This is a genomic window from Micromonospora sp. NPDC047134, assembly GCF_040643455.1.
Lineage (GTDB): Bacteria > Actinomycetota > Actinomycetes > Mycobacteriales > Micromonosporaceae > Micromonospora.
Genome location: NZ_JBEYUI010000042.1, coordinates 1 through 16,894, shown reverse-complemented (window position 1 = coordinate 16,894; position 16,894 = coordinate 1). Strand labels below are relative to the sequence as shown.

Annotated in this window: 14 protein-coding genes; 4 read left to right on the top strand and 10 right to left on the bottom strand. The window is 72.2% G+C overall.

The features are described from left to right. Positions 1-4: 4 nt before the first annotated feature. The 3 genes from ABZ795_RS27935 to ABZ795_RS27925 form a co-directional block, all read right to left on the bottom strand. A complete protein-coding gene (locus tag ABZ795_RS27935) occupies positions 5-3,499 on the bottom strand; it encodes a PD-(D/E)XK nuclease family protein (protein WP_357532513.1) in 3,495 nt (1,164 codons plus the stop codon). A 341-nt stretch (positions 3,500-3,840) separates the two neighbouring features. Beyond that, a complete protein-coding gene (locus ABZ795_RS27930) occupies positions 3,841-4,386 on the bottom strand; it encodes a TIGR00730 family Rossman fold protein (protein ID WP_327024185.1) in 546 nt (181 codons plus the stop codon). Between the two features lie 4 nt (positions 4,387-4,390). After that, the gene (locus tag ABZ795_RS27925; protein ID WP_357532512.1) at positions 4,391-5,227 is read right to left on the bottom strand and encodes a TIGR00730 family Rossman fold protein; all 837 of its coding nucleotides are present in this window, start codon (positions 5,225-5,227) and stop codon (positions 4,391-4,393) included. 147 nt (positions 5,228-5,374) lie between these two features. On the opposite strand from ABZ795_RS27925, the gene ABZ795_RS27920 reads away from it, so the two are divergent. Further along, positions 5,375-5,521 carry a hypothetical protein gene (locus ABZ795_RS27920; RefSeq protein ID WP_327024183.1) on the top strand — a complete coding sequence of 49 codons (147 nt, stop codon included), beginning with the start codon at positions 5,375-5,377 and terminating at the stop codon, positions 5,519-5,521. Between the two features lie 34 nt (positions 5,522-5,555). Here ABZ795_RS27920 and dapE read toward each other — a convergent pair whose 3' ends face one another. After that, positions 5,556-6,629 carry a succinyl-diaminopimelate desuccinylase gene (dapE, locus tag ABZ795_RS27915; protein WP_327024182.1) on the bottom strand — a complete coding sequence of 358 codons (1,074 nt, stop codon included), beginning with the start codon at positions 6,627-6,629 and terminating at the stop codon, positions 5,556-5,558. A 135-nt stretch (positions 6,630-6,764) separates the two neighbouring features. Between dapE and dapD the strand changes: the two genes are divergently transcribed. After that, positions 6,765-7,724 (top strand): 2,3,4,5-tetrahydropyridine-2,6-dicarboxylate N-succinyltransferase, encoded by a 960-nt coding sequence (gene dapD, locus ABZ795_RS27910; RefSeq protein ID WP_357532511.1) that lies wholly within the window; start codon positions 6,765-6,767, stop codon positions 7,722-7,724. Between the two features lie 108 nt (positions 7,725-7,832). Here the strand turns inward: dapD and ABZ795_RS27905 are convergent, their stop codons facing one another. Continuing rightward, on the bottom strand, positions 7,833-11,165 hold the full coding sequence (locus tag ABZ795_RS27905; protein WP_357532510.1) for a S8 family serine peptidase: 3,333 nt from the start codon (positions 11,163-11,165) through the stop codon (positions 7,833-7,835). A 136-nt stretch (positions 11,166-11,301) separates the two neighbouring features. Between ABZ795_RS27905 and ABZ795_RS27900 the strand changes: the two genes are divergently transcribed. Then, positions 11,302-11,859 (top strand): sugar O-acetyltransferase, encoded by a 558-nt coding sequence (locus tag ABZ795_RS27900; protein ID WP_357532509.1) that lies wholly within the window; start codon positions 11,302-11,304, stop codon positions 11,857-11,859. 16 nt (positions 11,860-11,875) lie between these two features. On the opposite strand, the gene ABZ795_RS27895 is transcribed toward ABZ795_RS27900, so the two are convergent. The 5 genes from ABZ795_RS27895 to fdxA are packed head-to-tail and all read right to left on the bottom strand — an operon-like array spanning position 11,876 to position 15,681. Continuing rightward, positions 11,876-12,523, bottom strand: coding sequence for a nucleoside/nucleotide kinase family protein (locus tag ABZ795_RS27895; RefSeq protein WP_357532508.1), 648 nt, complete (start codon positions 12,521-12,523; stop codon positions 11,876-11,878). Next, the gene (locus ABZ795_RS27890; protein ID WP_357532507.1) at positions 12,523-13,167 is read right to left on the bottom strand and encodes an SIMPL domain-containing protein; all 645 of its coding nucleotides are present in this window, start codon (positions 13,165-13,167) and stop codon (positions 12,523-12,525) included. The genes ABZ795_RS27895 and ABZ795_RS27890 overlap by 1 nt, the downstream gene beginning before the upstream one ends. A 43-nt stretch (positions 13,168-13,210) precedes the next feature. After that, entirely contained in the window at positions 13,211-14,227 is a 1,017-nt protein-coding gene (locus ABZ795_RS27885) for a prephenate dehydrogenase/arogenate dehydrogenase family protein (RefSeq protein WP_357532506.1), read from the bottom strand. A gap of 21 nt (positions 14,228-14,248) precedes the next feature. Next, complete coding sequence (gene dapC / locus ABZ795_RS27880; RefSeq protein WP_357532520.1) at positions 14,249-15,358, bottom strand: succinyldiaminopimelate transaminase; 1,110 nt, start codon at positions 15,356-15,358, stop codon at positions 14,249-14,251. Next, on the bottom strand, positions 15,355-15,681 hold the full coding sequence (fdxA, locus tag ABZ795_RS27875; RefSeq protein ID WP_007464872.1) for a ferredoxin: 327 nt from the start codon (positions 15,679-15,681) through the stop codon (positions 15,355-15,357). Before fdxA ends, dapC begins: the two co-directional genes overlap by 4 nt. Before the next feature lie 79 nt (positions 15,682-15,760). Between fdxA and ABZ795_RS27870 the strand changes: the two genes are divergently transcribed. Next, positions 15,761-16,810, top strand: a complete 1,050-nt coding sequence (locus tag ABZ795_RS27870; RefSeq protein ID WP_357532505.1) for a GNAT family N-acetyltransferase — start codon at positions 15,761-15,763, stop codon at positions 16,808-16,810. The last annotated feature ends 84 nt before the right edge of the window (positions 16,811-16,894 follow it).

Below are 16,894 nucleotides of genomic sequence, written 5' to 3'. Positions count from 1 at the left end.
ACGCTCACTCCTCGCCCTCGGGACGACGCACGGTCGGCGGCTCGACCACCTGCCGCCCCTGCCCGGAGACCGGGCAACTGGTGCGCACCGGGCAGACCCGACACTTCGAGTTGGCGACCGCGGCGAAGGTGGACGCGGCCATCGTATCGGCGGTACGGCGGACCAGGGCGGTGGCCCAACCGGCCTCCGGGCCGTCCGTGGCCGGCGGTTGGGCCTGCTCCCGGGCATCCCGGGTACCGGTGCCCAGTTGCACCAGGGCCGCCCCGCCCGGCTCGTCGCCGAACTCGGCGAAGGCCCCGGCCTCCACCGCCGCCTGGTACGCGCCGAGCTGCGGATGCTCGCTCACCTCGCGTTCGGTGACGGTGGTCGACTTGCCGGTCTTTAGGTCGATCACCACCAGCCGTCCGGCCTCGTCCACCTCCAGCCGATCTACCCGGCCGACCAGATCGACCGGCCGCTGCGGATCGTCCAGGCGGACCGCGAACTCGTGCTCGATGGCGAGCAGCCGACGCGGGTTGGCGGCCAGCCACCGCAGCAACTTGTCGACCATCGCCTCGGCGCGGGCCCGCTCCGGCCCCACCATCCAGCGGGCCGCCAACTCGATCGCGTCGAACCGGGCGGCGACATAGTCCAGCAGGGCACTGCGGTCGGCCCGGGCATCCTCGGCGAGCATCGCCGCCGCGTGCACCAGGTTGCCCACCCCCTGCGCGGCACTGGCCGGGCTGCTGCCGCCGTGCCGCTCCAGCAGCCACCGCAGGCTGCACCGCAGCGCGCTCTCCATCCCCGAGGGCGTGACCCGGACCGGCTCCCCCTCCTCGACCAACGGCCGGTCGTCGGAGAGGGACCGCAGCCCCCACCAGTCGTCGGGATGCGCCCCGGACACCCCGGCGGCACCCAGCCGAGCCAACTCGGCCGCCGCCGCCCGCCGCCGGGCCAGCGGCGCGACCGGATCGACCAGCGCGGTACGCAACTCCGCCACCAGGGCGGGCAGGGTGAGCGCCCGGGGCGGCCGGCTGACCGGCAAGGTCCGCGGCCCGCCCGCCTCGCTGTCGGACGTCCCGTTGTCGCCCGCCTCGCTGTTGGACGCCTCGTCGGTGGGGGTATCGCCGGGGCCGAGTTCGTAGAGGAAGCGGCTGGGTTGTTCGTCATGGTCGTCGCCGCCGACCGAGGCCGAGGCGACCGCGCTGACCAGCAGGCGGCGTCGGGCCCGGGTCACCGCGACATGGAACAGCCGCCGCTCCTCGTCGAGCAGGGCGGAGGTCTGCCCGACCAGGGTGGCCACCGTGCCCGCGCCGTCAGCCCGGCCGGCCAACACGTCCACCAGTCGTTCCGAGCCGAGCAGGCTGCCGCGCAGCCGCAGGTCCGGCCAGACCCCTTCCTGCACCCCGGCGACGGCCACCAGGTCCCACTCCAGCCCCTTGGCGGCGTGCGCGGTCAGCAGCCGTACCGCGTCGCCCCGGTCGGCGGTCGGCGCCAGGGTGTCGGCGGGTAGCTCCTGCCCGAGTACATGGTCGAGGAAGACCTCGGTACGCGCGCCGGGCAGCCGGTCGGTGAACCGGGCCGCGGCGTCGAAGAGGACCATCACCGCGTCCAGGTCCCGGTCGGCCGCCTCGGCCCGACGACGCCGGGCCAGATCCCCTTCACCGCTGACCGCCGGCCCCCGGGTCAACGCCGCCGACCACAACTCGGCCAGTCCACTGGCCCGCCACACCGCCCAGAGCACCTCCTCGACGGTGGCCCCCGGCCGCGCGGCCGTCTCCCGGGCCACCGCCAGCAGCCCGGCCACCGTCTGCGCCGGCTCGGCCCAGCGCCGCTCGACCCCGGCCAACTCGGCCGGATCACGCAACGCCTCGACGATCAACTCCCCGGAGGGTCGACGGTCACCGGCGGCCAGGGCCAAGGCCCGCAGGCCCTGCCGCAACCGCCGCTCCGCCAGCGGATCGGCACCCCCCAACGGCGAGTGCAGCAGCGCGATCGCGGCCTCCTCGTCGAGCCGTTCCGGCTCCAACGCGCACCGCAGCAGCAGCAACAACGGGGCCACCGCCGGTTGCAGGTGCAGGGGCAGGTCCTCGCCGTGCACCACGGTCGGCACCCCGGCCGCGTGCAGGGCCCGGCGCAGGGTGGGCAACTGTCGGCCGGTGGACCGCACCAGAACCGCCATCCGCGCCCAGGGCAGCCCGCCGAGCAGGTGCGCCTCGCGCAGCGCATGCGCCAACCAGGCCGCCTCACTGGTGGCCGACCGGAAGGTACGGATCTCCACCCGGCCCGGCGGGGTACCCGGCACCGGCTGCATCCGGCGATGCGCCGCCGGACCCCGTAGCCGCCGGGCCAGTCGGGCGGAGGCGGCCAGCAGTCGCTGCCCGCTGCGGTAGTTGGTGGTCAGCAGCACCTGCCCGGCCGGGGCACCGGAGGCGGTCCGGAACCGGTGCGCGAACCTCGTCACCCCGGCCGGGTCGGCACCCCGGAAGGCGTACGTGGAGGAGTCCGGGTCGGCGAAGGCGACCAGTGGCAGGCCGCCTCCGGCCACCGTCTCCAGCAGGTCGAGCTGGGCGGGGTCGGTGTCGGCCAACTCATCGACATAGACGTACGCCAGGCGACGCCGCTCGGCGGCCAGCAACTCCGGGTCGTCCCGCAGCATTCCGGTGGCCGCCCGGACCAGCTCGGCCGGGTCGTACGCGACCGAGCCCCGGTTGGCCACGTCCCGCAGGGCCAGCACGGCGACATACTCGCGGAGGAACCGGGCGGCGGCCGGCCAGTCCGCCCGCCCCAGCTTCTCGCCGAGCCGGGCCAGCTCCACCGGGCCCACTCCCCGCTCGGCCGCGCGCATCAGCAGGTCACGCAGTTGGGCCGCGAAGGCCCGGGTACGCAGAGCCGGACGCAGATCCTCCGGCCAGCCGACCGGATCGTCGCCGGGCTCCTCCCCGACCACGTCCAGCAACTCCCGGATGATCAGATCCTGCTCCGGCCCGGTCAGCAACCGAGGCGAGGGCTCACCCCGCTCGGCCGCCGCCCGGCGCAACAACCCGAAGGCGTACGCCGGAAAGGTCCGCACCAGCGGCTCGCGCAGCACCCGCTGCCCGTCGGCGGCGATCCGCGCCTCGATGCGGTGCCGCAGATCGGCGGCACCCCGCCGGCTGAAGGTGAGCACCAGGATCCGCTCCGGATCCACCCCCTCGGCGACCCGACCGGCGACCGCCTCGACCAGGGTGCTGGTCTTCCCGGTGCCCGGCCCCCCGAGCACCAGCAGCGGCCCGTCGGTGTGCGCCACCACCTCCGCCTGCCCGGCATCCCGCACCCGCCCCGCCCCAGCAGCCACCACCCGCTCTTGTTCGGTAGGTGCCCCTCGCCCTGGGCTTTCGGGTGCCAGCCCTTCCGGGTCGGCGGGCGCTGACGGGTTCGAGTCGGCGACCGCCGGGGCCTGCGCCGGGGAGTGCCCGTGCGTCGGCCCGTCTCCCTCGGTCGGCCCGGCGGGCCGACGCACCAGCCGGTACGCCTGCATCCCGACATCCCATCACGGGCCTGCGACACCCCTAACCGCGCCACACCCTCCGAGAGCCCTCGCCCACGCCGCCCGCGAGAGTTGCCGATGCCGAACCCCGACAGCGGCCGCCACCCCCAGGACCGCAGACGCCTCGGGACGCCCGCCCACGCCCAACCTCGCCCCCGTCCCACCACCGCACAGGGCGCTCGTCGATCGCCCTGTCCGCTCAAGATCGCGCTCGATCCTGGATCAAGTGCTTATCAGCAGGCTCATAGCCACTCGATCCCGGATCGAGCGCGATCTTGCTCCGCAACTCTCGGCGAGCAGCAGCACTCGGGTGGGGTAGCACTAGGGGTGGGTCAGGTCAGGCGGGATTCGAGGGCGTCCAGGGCGGCGGGGATGGTGTCGACGAAGTGCAGCAGGTTGAGGCCGCCGGGTTTGAGGAAGCTCTGGGCGGTCAGGTCCCGCAGCCACCCCAGCAGTGGGCTGTAGAAGCCGTCCGTGTCGACCAGCACCATCGGCTTCTGGTGCAGGGCCAGGGTGGCCGTGGTCCAGACCTCGAAGAGCTCGTCGAGGGTGCCCAGCCCGCCCGGCAGGGTGAGGAAGGCGTCCGACTTCTCGATCATCACGATCTTCCGGCTGGCCATCGAGTCGGTGACCACCAACTCGTCGGAGTCCAGGTCGGCGACCTCCAGGTCGACCAGCGCCTGGGGGATCACCCCGATCGTCCGACCACCGGCCGACCGGGCGCCGTCGACGAGGGCGCCCATCATCCCCACGCAGCCGCCGCCGCTGACCAGGGTGTGCCCACGTCGGGCGATCTCCGCCCCGGTGGCGGTGGCCAGGTCCAGCCAGCGTTGGTCGAGGGTACGGGAGGAGGCACAGAAAACGCAGATGGCGGCCACTCGTTCAGTGCTCCGACCCGGTGGCGGCCGCGTGCTGGTCGGCGGCGGCACGCGCCACCGCTTCCTCGCGTACGGCCTCCTGCTCCGTGCTGAGCGCGGCCTCGGCCTCCACGATGTGCCGCACCGCCGCGGCCACATCGTCGGTGACACAGATCAGGTCGAGGTCGACCGGGCCGATCTTGCCCTCTGCGGCCATGGTGTCGCGCAGCCAGTCCAGCAGCCCCTGCCAGTACGCGGCGCCCATCAGCACCACCGGGAATCGGGTGACCTTGCCGGTCTGCACCAGGGTGAGGGCCTCGAACAGTTCGTCCAGGGTGCCGAAGCCGCCGGGCAGCACCACAAACGCCTGGGCGTACTTGACGAACATGGTCTTGCGGGCGAAGAAGTAGCGGAAGTCGATCGCCAGGTCTACCCACTCGTTGAGGCCCTGCTCGAAGGGCAGCTCGATACCGAGGCCCACGGAGCGTCCACCGGCCTCGCTGGCCCCCCGGTTTGCCGCCTCCATCACTCCCGGACCACCACCGGTGATCACCGCGTACCCGGCCCGGGCCAGTGCGGCGCCGAGCGCCTCCGCCATCTGGCACTCCGGGCTGTCCTGCTTGCTGCGGGCCGAGCCGAAGACGCTGACCGCCGGCGGCAGGTCGGCGAGCGTGTCGAAGCCCTCGACGAACTCGGAGAGGATGCGCAGCGCCCGCCAGGAGTCCCTGGTCCGCCAGTCGGCCCGGGCCCGCGAATCCAGCAGCCCCTGGTCGGCGGTGCTGTTGGGAATCGCCTGCCGGCGCATCGTCACGGCGCCGCGATGCCGCTCCCGTCCCGGGTCGCGCATGTTGCTCTGCTCCATGGGAGCAACCGTAGTGGAGCAGCGCCGCTGAACCCGGCAAACACTTCGTGATCTTGTGCAACCAAATCGCGTTGCCAGACGTCTTACTATTCACATACCGGGTATGCCCCCGGCGCGCGGCTTCCGGAGAGGAGACAACGCGTGATCATGAGCAACGAACGACTGCGACTCCGGCGACAGATGCAGCGGCGCATCCGCGACGTGGTGGCCGAGCGCCGCCGCGCCCGCCTGCTCGAAAAGGCTCCCGAGCCGGTCGCCGAGCCCACCGCCGATTCCCGACTCACCGTCGCCTGACGCAGACGGTCACCCGCCGTCTGCGTCAGGGCGCTCAGGTGGTGGCCAGCCAGCGACGCAGAGTCACCGCGCCCTCGCGGATCTTGCTGATCTCGACGTGCTCGTCCGGGTGGTGGGCCAGATTCGGGTCACCGGGACCGAAGTTGAGGGCCGGGATGCCCAGCGCCGCGAAGCGGGCCACGTCGGTCCAGCCCAGCTTGCCGATCGGAGCCGCACCCACCGCCGCCAGGAACTCCCGCGCGGGCGGGGCCTCCAGCCCCGGCAGGGCACCCTGGGCGCAGTCGGTCACCTGAAGCTCGTACCCGGCCAGCACCTCACGCAGGTGGGCCTCGGCCTCGGCCGGGGTACGGTCCGGAGCGAAGCGGTAGTTCACCTCGATCTCGCACCGGTCCGGCACCACATTGCCGGCCACCCCACCGTGGATCCGCACCGCGTTCATCCCCTCGCGGTACTCGCACCCGTCGATGGTCACCCGCCGGGCCTGGTACTCGGCGAGCCGGCGGAGCACCTCACCGGCGCCGTGTACCGCGTTCACCCCGTGCCAGGAGCGGGCCGAGTGGGCCCGGACCCCGGTGGTGACCACGGTGGCCCGCATGGTGCCCTGGCAACCGGCCTCCACCACCCCGTGGGTCGGCTCCAGCAGCAGGGCGAAATCGGCCGCCAGCCACTCCGGGTGCGCCTCGGCCACCAGGTGCAGCCCGTTGTACCGGGACTCGATCTCCTCCGCCTCGTAGAAGAAGTAGGTCACGTCGTACCGGGGCTCGGCCAGGGTCACCGCCAGGTGCAGGGCGAAGGCCACCCCGGACTTCATGTCCGAGGTACCGCAGCCGTACATCAGGTCCCCACGCGTGGTCGACGGGAAGTTGTTGTTCAGCGGGACGGTGTCCAGGTGCCCGGCCAACACCACCCGGGAGCTGCGCCCCAGGTCGGTACGGGCCATCACGGTGTTGCCGTGCCGGTAGGTGGCCAGGTGCGGCACCCCCCGCAGCACCTGCTCGACACAGTCGGCGATGGCCTTCTCGTTGAGGGACACGGACTCGATGTCGACCAGGGCACGGGTCAGCGCCACCGGATCGGCGAGGACCTCGGGGGTGAGCGGGTTCTCCATGGTCCGCACGGTACCGTCACAACTGGCGACGGGAGACGCGAGCCCGGCAGACCTGCGACCGAGCGCGGAAAAGTGAGCTTGCCGGTCCGCAGTCGCGAACAGCAGCCAGCACAGCAGGCAACGAGAGGTGAGTACGTGACGTCGACAGATTCCGCGTGGGGCATCGGCCTGTCCACCGTTACCGCCGATGACCAGGTGCTCGACACCTGGTACCCGACCGGCAAGCTGGGCCTGGGTGAGCTGCCGCTGGTGCCCGGCGAGGACGAGTCCGACGTACTGGACCTGCCGCCGGGTGCGCTCGGTGACCGAGCCCTGCCCGGTCTGCGTACCGTGCAGGTGGTCACCGTGATCGGCTCGCTGGCCGACCCGATCAAGGACACCGCCGACGCGTACCTGCGGCTGCACCTGCTCTCCCACCGCCTGGTGCAGCCCAACCAGCTCAACCTCGACGGCATCTTCGGCAAGCTGGCCAACGTGGCCTGGACCTCCGCCGGGCCCTGCCCTCCGGAGCGGGTCGACGAGCTGCGGGTGATCGAGCGGTCCGCCGGCCGCCACCTGGCCGTGTACGGGGTGGACAAGTTCCCCCGGATGACGGACTACGTGGTGCCTGCCGGGGTACGCATCGCCGACGCCGACCGGGTCCGCCTCGGCGCGCACCTGGCCTCCGGCACCACCGTCATGCACGAGGGCTTCGTCAACTTCAACGCCGGCACGCTGGGCACCTCGATGGTCGAGGGCCGGATCGTGCAGGGCGTGGTGGTCGGCGACGGTTCGGACATCGGCGGCGGGGCCTCCATCATGGGCACCCTCTCCGGTGGTGGCACCGACCGGGTGAGCATCGGCGAGCGCAGCCTGATCGGGGCGAACGCCGGGGTCGGCATCTCCCTGGGTGACGACTGCGTGGTCGAGGCCGGCTGCTACATCACCGCCGCCTCGAAGATCGCCCTGCCGGACGGCCGGGTGGTCAAGGCCCGCGAACTCTCCGGGGTCGACGGGTTGCGGTTCTGGCGCAACTCCGTCACCGGCGCCCTGGAGGCCCACCCGCGTTCCGGCCGGGGCATCGAACTCAACGCCGCCCTGCACGCCAACGACTGAGGTGTAAGGAGGGGCCCCTTCCTAACGCCTCGCGTATAGGAAGGGGCCCCTCTTAACGAACGCCTATCCGGTGGGCCCGGCGCTGTGGCGCCGGGCCCACCGCGCGGTTCACCGCAGGCGGTACGCCTGGATGATCCGCTGGGTCACCGTGCTGCCGGTGCTGTCCTGGGCGGTGGCCCGCAGGGACACGTGGTCGGCACCCCGGGGGTGCTTCACCATGGCCTGCCAGCTACTGCCGGTCTTGACCACCTTCGCCTTCTGCCAGGTCTTCCCACCGTTGTAGGAGACCTCGACGGTCAGCGAGGTGGTCCGCCCCTTCGGGGCATCCGCCTGACGCTGCACCTGGACCGGGATGACGAAGGCCCGGTTGGCCGGTGCGGAGTTGTGCGCGTCCAGCGGGGGCGCGAACCGGACCACACTGACCGGCAGTCGCGCGTACTTGTCACCCCGGACATGTCCGGACCGGAAGGTCCACACGGCGCCGACCTCGGTGCTCAGGTCGGTGAAGCTGCGCTTGGCCGAGGTCTCCAGCCGGTAGTTCGCCGTACCGGGTGGCACCTCGAACTGCCCCCAGCCGGCCTCCTTGCTCTCCCCGACCAGCTTGCCGTTGCGATACAGCGCGGTGTGCCCGGCATCGATCAGCGTGCCACCGACGTGACCCGCCGCATCGTTGTGCAACCCCAGCGCCAACCCGATCACGTCACCCTGGCGGGTCACGCCGTCATCCGGCCACCGCGGGGTCGAGAACGAGGGCCCGTAGGGTGCCGCGTTCCAGGTCTCCTGGTAGTGCCGACCGGCCCGGTACGCCGTCGGCTCCGACCAGAAGGCGGCCACCAGGTCCAGCCACGGCTGGTCCTCCACCGGAGTACCGAACGCCACCTCGCCGAACCAGCGGACCTTCTTGGTGTTGTAGTACTCGACCCGCTGACCCGGCACCGCGACCCTCGCCACGGCAGCCCAGCCGCCCAGGTCGGGCTCGAACACCGGGTAAACGGCCCGCTCGGCCAGCGCCCCGGAATAGCCACCCTGGAACCGATGGGTGACCTTGGCCAGGTCGCTGTAGCGGTAGTGCTTGGTCACCCCGTTGGGCAGCCGGCCCGGGAAGGACTCGCCCAGCCCGTAGAAGTAGGTGCTGTTGGCCGCCTCCCAGTCGGTGAACTGACTCGACACCGAACTGACGAAACGGTCCGCCGGCACCGGTCGGCCGAGCTGCCCGATGGCGATACCGTCGAAGTTTTCGCCGAGCGCACCGAAGCCGGCTGCGCCGAGGTCGCCGAGCAGGAAGGTCGCGTCGGCCACGGCCAGCGCCGATTTAGCCGAACGATCCGGCACGGTGAGTCGTACCGCGCCCGCCTTGCGCCCGTCGATGGTCACCGAGGTGTCCCGCTTCACCTCCAACTCCGGCCCGGCCAGCATCGTCACCTGTTCGTCCGCTTCGTCGAACAGGTAGCTGACGAGCCCGTACCGGCCCTTGGGCACCCGGAGCTCCGAGGTACCCGACGGGTCGTACGCGACGAACTCGTCGAAGTTCGCCAGCCCGAGCAGGAAGGTGAAGTGATCGCTTGCCACGGCACCGTCGCGACCCAGGTGCCGCAGGGTCACGTCGTAGCTCTCCACCTCCTTGTTGATCGCGAGCGGGGTGGTCACCACCGTGTCGCCGGAGCGGGCGAGCACCCGGCCGGTGTAGTGGCCGTCCGGGCTGTCGATGCTGGTGTCGGCCGTGACGGTGACCGAGGCCGTACCGCCGGCCGGCACCACGACCTGCTGGGTGCTGAGCGAGAACATGCCGTCCGGGGCCGACTGCCCGCCGGGGCCGGTGGCCTGCACGGTGAGGTCCAGGGTGATCGCCGTACCGCCGGTGTTTCGCCAGCTCAGCTCCCGGGTGACCGGCTCGTCGTCGTCGTGCGGCCAGATGGTACGACCGAGCGAGACGCTCGCCGGTTCGCTGACCACGTACTGGCTGATCGCCCGCGCCACGTCGACCCGGCCGGCTCCCTGCTGGTACGCGGTCAGGTCCGGGTGCGGCTGGGCCGAGGCCATGAGCAGGGCCTTGAGCTGTGCCGCGGTCGCGTCGCCCCGCTGCTGGGCCAGTAGGGCCGCCGCCCCGGCGACGTGCGGTGCGGACATCGAGGTGCCGGAGAGCGTGACGTAGTGCTCCCCGACCGGCTCGCCGAGTTCGGTGCCCGCGCCCCGGGCCGCGACGATGTCCACCCCGGGTGCGGTGATCTCCGGCTTCAGCCCGTCGTCACCGACGCGCGGGCCCTGGCTGGAGAAGTAGGCGAGTTCGTCGTCGCGGTCCACCGCGCCGACGGCCAGTGCGGCCTCCGCGCTGGCCGGGGAGCCCACGGTGCCGGCCCGGCCACTGTTACCGGCCGAGATCACGAAGAGGGCGCCGGTCTGCTCGGTCAGGGTGTTGACCGCCTCCTCCAGGGGGTCGATCTCGGGGGTGTCCGACCCACCCAGGCTGATGTTGATCACATCGGCCTGCTGGTCGACCGCCGCCCAGTGCATGCCGGCCAGGATGGCCGAATCCGTGCAGCCGTACTCCTCACAGACCTTGCCGGACAGCAGGGTGGCGTCCGGGGCCACGCCACGGTTACGGCCGCCGGAGGCCGCCCCGCTGCCGGCGATGGTCGCCGCCACATGGGTGCCGTGCCCCACGATGTCGCCCGGGTTCTCCTCCTCGCTGAAGTTCTGCGCCTCGGCGACCCGCCCGACCAGGTCGGGGTGGGCGGCGTCGACACCGGTGTCCAGCACCGCCACCCGGACCCCCTGGCCGGTGTAACCGGCCTGGTGGGCGGCGGGGGCACCGATCTGCGGCACGCTGTGCTCCAGGGTCAGCTGCCGCTTGCCGTCGAGCCAGATCCGCTCGACACCCCCCGCATTGTCGAGCCGAGCGGCCGGGCCACCGGCGAGACTCGTCCAGAGCGCGGTGATCTCCCGCTTGTCGGCGGTGGCCGCGACCCCGCCGATGGCGGCCAGGTCGCGGGTGACGGTCACCCCCTCGGGTGCCGCGCTGCGCCGGGCCGCCCCTTGCTGGTAAGTCATCAGCAGGGGCAGGTTGTCCCGCCGGGCGTCGTCGTAGCCGGCCGCGATCAGCCCGGTCACGTCGAACAGCCGCCGGTCGACCCGGCCCTCGCGAACCAACGGCAGGGCGTCCTGCGGGATCACCCAGAGGTGGTCCCGCTGACGCTGGGTGATGAAGCGGATGCCGGACCGACCCTCGGCCGGGCGTACGCTCGTCGCCCCGGCCTCGGTGACGGTCACCCGGTCACCGGTGATCAGGGTGACGGTCGACTGGCCGGGCACGGCCGGACGGGCGGTGACCTGGGGGGACTGCGGTGCGGCCGGCCCGGAGGGGGTGGCCGAGGCGGCGCCCGGCACGCCGAGCACCAGGACCATCCCCAGGCCGATGGCGGTCAGTTTGCTCCTTTGTTGCAACTGATCCTCCTTCTGTGAGCGTCTATCGATGTGAGTACATCGACACCACTAGAGTTGCATACTGAGTATGCAATGGGGAGTCAAGAATTCGACGAAGTTGAGTACTCAGGGTCTCCGGGAGGGTCACGATCAGCAGATGAGATCCATGAAGGAGCGGATGCTCGCCGGTGAGGCGTACCTCGCCGACGACCCGGAACTCATCGCCGAGCACCTGCACGCCCTACGGCTACTGGAACGGTTCAACTCCGCCCCCGCCGACCAGCGCGAAGCCCGCCTGGCCGTGCTCCGCGACCTGCTCGGAGACCTCGGCGACCAGACCTCGATCCGCCCACCGTTCCACTGCGACTACGGCTACAACATCCGGATCGGGCCGCGCAGCTTCGTCAACTTCCAGTCGGTCTTCCTGGACCCGGCACCGATCACCCTCGGGGCCGACGTGCAGGTGGGCCCGAACGTCCATCTGCTCACCCCGACCCATCCGGTCGAGCCGGAGCAGCGCCGGGCCAAGTGGGAGGCGGCCCAGCCGATCACCATCGGGGACAACGTGTGGCTGGGGGGCGGGGCGATCGTCCTGGCCGGAGTGACCATCGGTGAGAACACGGTCATCGGTGCCGGTGCCGTGGTGACCCGGGACCTGCCGGCGAACGTGGTGGCCGTCGGAAATCCCGCCCGGCCGATACGCCAGATCGGCTGACCGCCCGGGGCTCACCTCATTCCGGTGGTGGCTCGGCCAGGCGTACCACCAGGTCGGCCCGGTCGGCGGTGCCGGCCACCAGGGCGGCGTTGACCTCGTCGCTGCCCAGCGCCCAGTCCTGGGCCTGCTCCGGCGAGCGTCCGTACGCGACATGCCGAGCGATCAGTCGGCGGTGCCGCAACTCGGTGTCCAGATCGAGGAACCACGCCTCGTGCAGCAACGACCGCAGCTCGTCCCAGGGCGGCTGCGGCACCAGCAGGTAGTTGCCCTCGGTCACCACCAGCCGGACCTCCGGCGGCACCTCGATCGCCCCGGCTACCGGTTCCTCCAGCTCACGGCGAAACTCGGGCGCCCAGACGGAGGTCGGCTCCTTGCGTCTTAGCCGACGCAGCAGGGAGACGTACCCGTTGGCGTCGAAGGTGTCGATGGCACCCTTGCGCGAGGCCCGGCCCAGCCGGTCGAGCTCGGCCTGGGCCAGGTGGAAGCCGTCCATCGACACCAGCCGGGCCACCGGGCCGAGGGCCGCGACCACCTGAGCGGCCAGGGTGGACTTGCCGACGCCGGGGGCACCGGTGATGCCGAGCAGTTGCCGAGGACCGGCGTCGGCCAGCCTGCCGGCCCGCGCCACCAGATCCTCGACGGCCAACACCTCGGCGGGGGACATCAGGACAGGACCGGCCGGGTGATGTGGAACTGCGCCCGTACGGCGGCGTGCACCCCCTGGGGCTGGGGGTCGAAGTCCAGTTGCGCGGTGCCACCGGCGGACTCCCCGGTGTCGAAGGCCATCCGCATCATCTGGGGCTGCACGGTGCCACCCTCGTCGGCGAGTTCGATCAGGTCGGTGACCTGGGCACCGAGGGCCTCCGCGTACTCCCGGGCCCGTTGCATGGCGTCGGTGAGCGCGTCGTGGCGGGCCTGGCGGTAGGTCGGGCTGTCCGGGCGCAGCGACCACCAGGGGCCGGCCACCTCGACCTGATCCTGGTCGGCCAGGCGCAGCATCAGCTCACCGAGGGCGGTGAAGTCGGTGACCGTCACCGTGGTCACCACGGAACCGTGCCAGGCCACCACCCGCTCGCCGGAGCGTCGGGTCTCCGGCCGGACCCGCAGGTCACCGGTCTCCCGGCGGTCGATCGACGACTCGGCCGCGTCCAGCAGCACCCGGATCGCGGCGGCCCGCTCGGCCAGCCGGGTCAGCACGACCTCCCGGTCGCGGTCCCGGGCCAGGGCGGTGACCGCGAATCGGGCGATCTCCGGGTCGACCTCGCGGTAGGCCTCGCCGCGTACCGTCACCACCGGTCCGTCCACCATGACCTAACCCTAACGGCGGGGCGGGCCGCACGCCCACCGATGCTCAGGCGGAGGCGGGGCGGTGGGTCCGGTAGGTCACCACCTCGTCGTCCACCCGGCAGCCGCTGAGATGCCCACCGGCCGCACCCAGGGCACACAACCAGGCCACCTCCTCGGCGGGTACGCCCGCGACCGGAAACGACCGGTCCTGCTCGGCGTACGGCCGATCGGCCAAACTCCCACGGGCCGTTGCGGCCTCGGCGTACCGGGCGGTGAGCAGGTCGGGATCGTCCGCGCGCAGGGCCTCGGCCAGCTCGTCGAGATATCCCCGCACCCCGGCCAGCGCCGCCAGCACCTCGTCGCGGTTGCCGCGCAACATGTTCGTCGTCCGCTGCGGCGGGGTGCCGGCCACCCGGGTACCGTCCCGGAAACTACCCGCGGCCAGGGTGAGTACGGCGTCGCGCAGCGGGGACCGCTCGGCCGCCCCCGCCAACGCCCCGGCGAGCAGATGGGGCACGTGGGAGGCGAGGGCGACCACGGCGTCGTGCCGATCCGCCGCCATCGGCACCACCCGGGCGGCGAAGACCTCCGTGATCAGGGCCACCAGCCGACGGAACCCGGCAAGCCCCTCGGCGGCCGGGCAGAGCACCCAGGCCGCACCGGCGAACAGGTCCGGCACGGCGGCCGACAGACCGGCCCGGTCGCTGCCCGCCATCGGATGACCGGGTACGAACCGGTGCGTCAGCCCCTGCGCCGTGGCGAACGCGGCCACCTGCCCCTTGGTGCTGCCGACATCGGTGAGCAGGCAGTCCTCGCCGGTCGCCGCGACCACCTCAACCAGGGTCGCCGGCAGGGTGGGCAACGGCCCGCCGAGAAAGACCACCTCCCGGTCGGCCACCGCCTCGACCAACAGGTCAGCAGTGGGTACGCCGAGAGCCCGGGCCTGCCGGCGGGTCGCCTCGTCCGGATCCCAGCCGATCACGTCCAGCCCGGCGGCGTGCAGTCGCAGCAGCACCGAACCGCCGATCAGACCGGTGCCGAGCACGGCCACCCGGGGCCGCGCCTGTCTGCCGACCACCATCGCGTACCTCGGCGTCCCGGGTCAGACCTCGGCGAGACGGGCGGCCACCGCAGCGATCCGCTCGTCGGACTCCGTCAGAGCCGCCCGGACGTACCGGCGGGCACCCGGGCCGTAGAAGACACCGGCGGCGACCAGGATGCCCCGGCGGGCCAGCCAGTCGACCGTGTCCCAACAGTCCTCGTCCCGGGTCAGCCAGAGATAGAGCCCCGCCTCGGAGTGCTCCACCCGGAACCCGGCCTTCGTGAAGGCCGCCCACAGGATGTCGCGGCGGGCCCGGTAACGCTCCCGCTGCTCGTCGGCGTGCTGCTCGTCACCCAGGGCGGCCACCATCGCCGCCTGCACCGGCGCCGGCACGATCATGCCCGCGTGCTTGCGGACCTTCAGCAGCTCCGCCACCAGGGCCGGGTCACCCGCCACGAAGCCCGCCCGGTAGCCGGCGAGGTTGGACCGCTTGGACAGCGAGTGCACCGCCAGGACCGAGTCGTACGAGCCGCCGCAGACCTCCGGGGACAGCACCGACACCGGTTGCGCCGTCCACCCCAGGGGCAGGTAGCACTCGTCGCTGGCAACCACCGCGCCACGCTCCCGCGCCCAGTCGACCACCTTGCGCAGGTGGCCGGCGGGCAGCACCCGGCCGGTCGGGTTACTCGGCGAGTTCACCCAGACCAGGCCCACCCGGGAGGTCGGCCCGACCGCGGTCAGGGAATCCGCGCGTACCGTGGTGGCCCCCGCCAGCCGCGCCCCGTCCTCGTAGGTGGGGTAGGCGACCGAGGGCACCACCACGACGTCGCCCGGCCCCAGCCCCAGCAGGGTGGGCAACCAGGCCACCAGCTCCTTGGAGCCGACCGTGGGCAGCACACCGAGCCCGTCCACCCCGGCTCCGCAGGACCGGGCGACCCAGGCGGCGATCGCCTCCCGCAGCGCGACCGTGCCGGCCGTCAACGGGTAACCCGGAGCGTCGGCCGCGTCGGCCAGCGCCCGCTGGATCACCTCTGGTACCGGGTCGACCGGCGTACCCATGGACAGGTTGATCAACCCGTCCGGGTGCGCCGCGGCCAGCACGGCCGCGGCGTCCAGGGTGTCCCAGGTGAAGTCGGGAAGCCGTGACGAGACCGGCGCGGGCCGGCTCAGTGCCCCTCGCCGCGCGGCGGCTGCGCGGCGACGAAGGTGGCGTCCTTCTCCACCTTGCCGATCTTCGAGGCGCCCCCGGGGGAACCCAGGTCCTCGAAGAACTCGTAGTTGGCGCCGGTGTAGTCCTTCCACTGCTCCGGAACGTCGTCCTCGTAGAAGATCGCCTCTACCGGGCAGACAGGCTCACAGGCACCACAGTCGACGCACTCGTCGGGGTGGATGTAGAGCATCCGGTTGCCCTCGTAAATGCAGTCGACCGGGCATTCCTCGATGCATGCCTTGTCGAGCACATCCACGCACGGCTCGGCGATGATGTAGGTCACCGGTCTTCTCCTCCGCAAGACACGCCGCGATCACCCGCGACGCTAAGAGCCTAGTATCTCGTCGGGGAGGAGGTCGATCGTGCTCGGAGAGCAGGATTTAGGACACCGGATCGTGGTCCGGCGTGTCGTCGGCACCCGCGCCGGTCGTCCGGTTTACTCCGATGCGCTCGGTGAACTGGTCGAGGTGTCCGATTCCCACCTCACCCTCACCACCCGTACCGGACAGGTCCGGGTTCCGATCACCGAAGTGCACCGGGCCAAGCGGGTACCCCCGGCCCGACGTCCGGCCGCCGACGCCGTGATCGAACTAGAACTCGCCGCCGACGAGGCCTGGCCCGCACCGGTCCGCGTACGACTCGGTGACTGGCTGCTACGGGCCGCCGACGGCTGGACCGGCCGCGCCAACTCCGCCCTGCCGGTGGGCGACCCGGACCGCCCCTTGCCGGCCGCGCTGAACGAGGTAGAGCGCTGGTACGCCGCCCGGGGGCAGCCGCCGCTGGTCACCACTCCCCTGCCCCTGGCCGCCCCGGTCGGCGCCGAACTAGACCTACGCGGCTGGGGCAGCCGCCCGACCGTCCTGGTGCAGACCGTAGCCCTACCCCTCCTGACCACACCCCCCGAGACCGACCTGGACGCGATGCCACCTGAGGCCGGCCTGGGCGCGGCGTCGCGCGGGGCCGGCCTGGGCGCGGCGTCGTCGAAGCCGGGTGGGGCGGTGTCGGCGGCCGTGATCGAGCTTGCCGACGAGCCCTCCGAGCAGTGGCTGGCGGTGGCGGCCAGCCGCAAGGGCGGCCTACCGGAGGCCGGCCGGCACGTACTCACCGCCGTGGACCAGGTCCGCTTCGCCCACGCGTACGTCGACGGAGCCCTGGTGGCCGTCGGCCGAGGCACCGTGACCGGGCAGGGCCGCTGGCTGGGCCTCTCGTTGATCGAGGTACTATCCCCCGCCCGCGGCCAAGGCCACGCCACCGCCCTGACCCGAGCCCTGGGCCGCTGGGCCCAAGCCGCAGGCGCAACCCAAGCCTTCCTCCAGGTAGAGCAACACAACACCCCCGCAGTAACCCTCTACCGCAAACTAGGCTTCACCACCCACCACACCTACCGAACCCGCACCCCACCCACCCCCTAACCCCCCACCCCCTGATTCGCCCCGTTGATCATGAGGTTGGCGGCATCGTGGAGATCGACAACTGCCGCCAACCTCATGATCAAC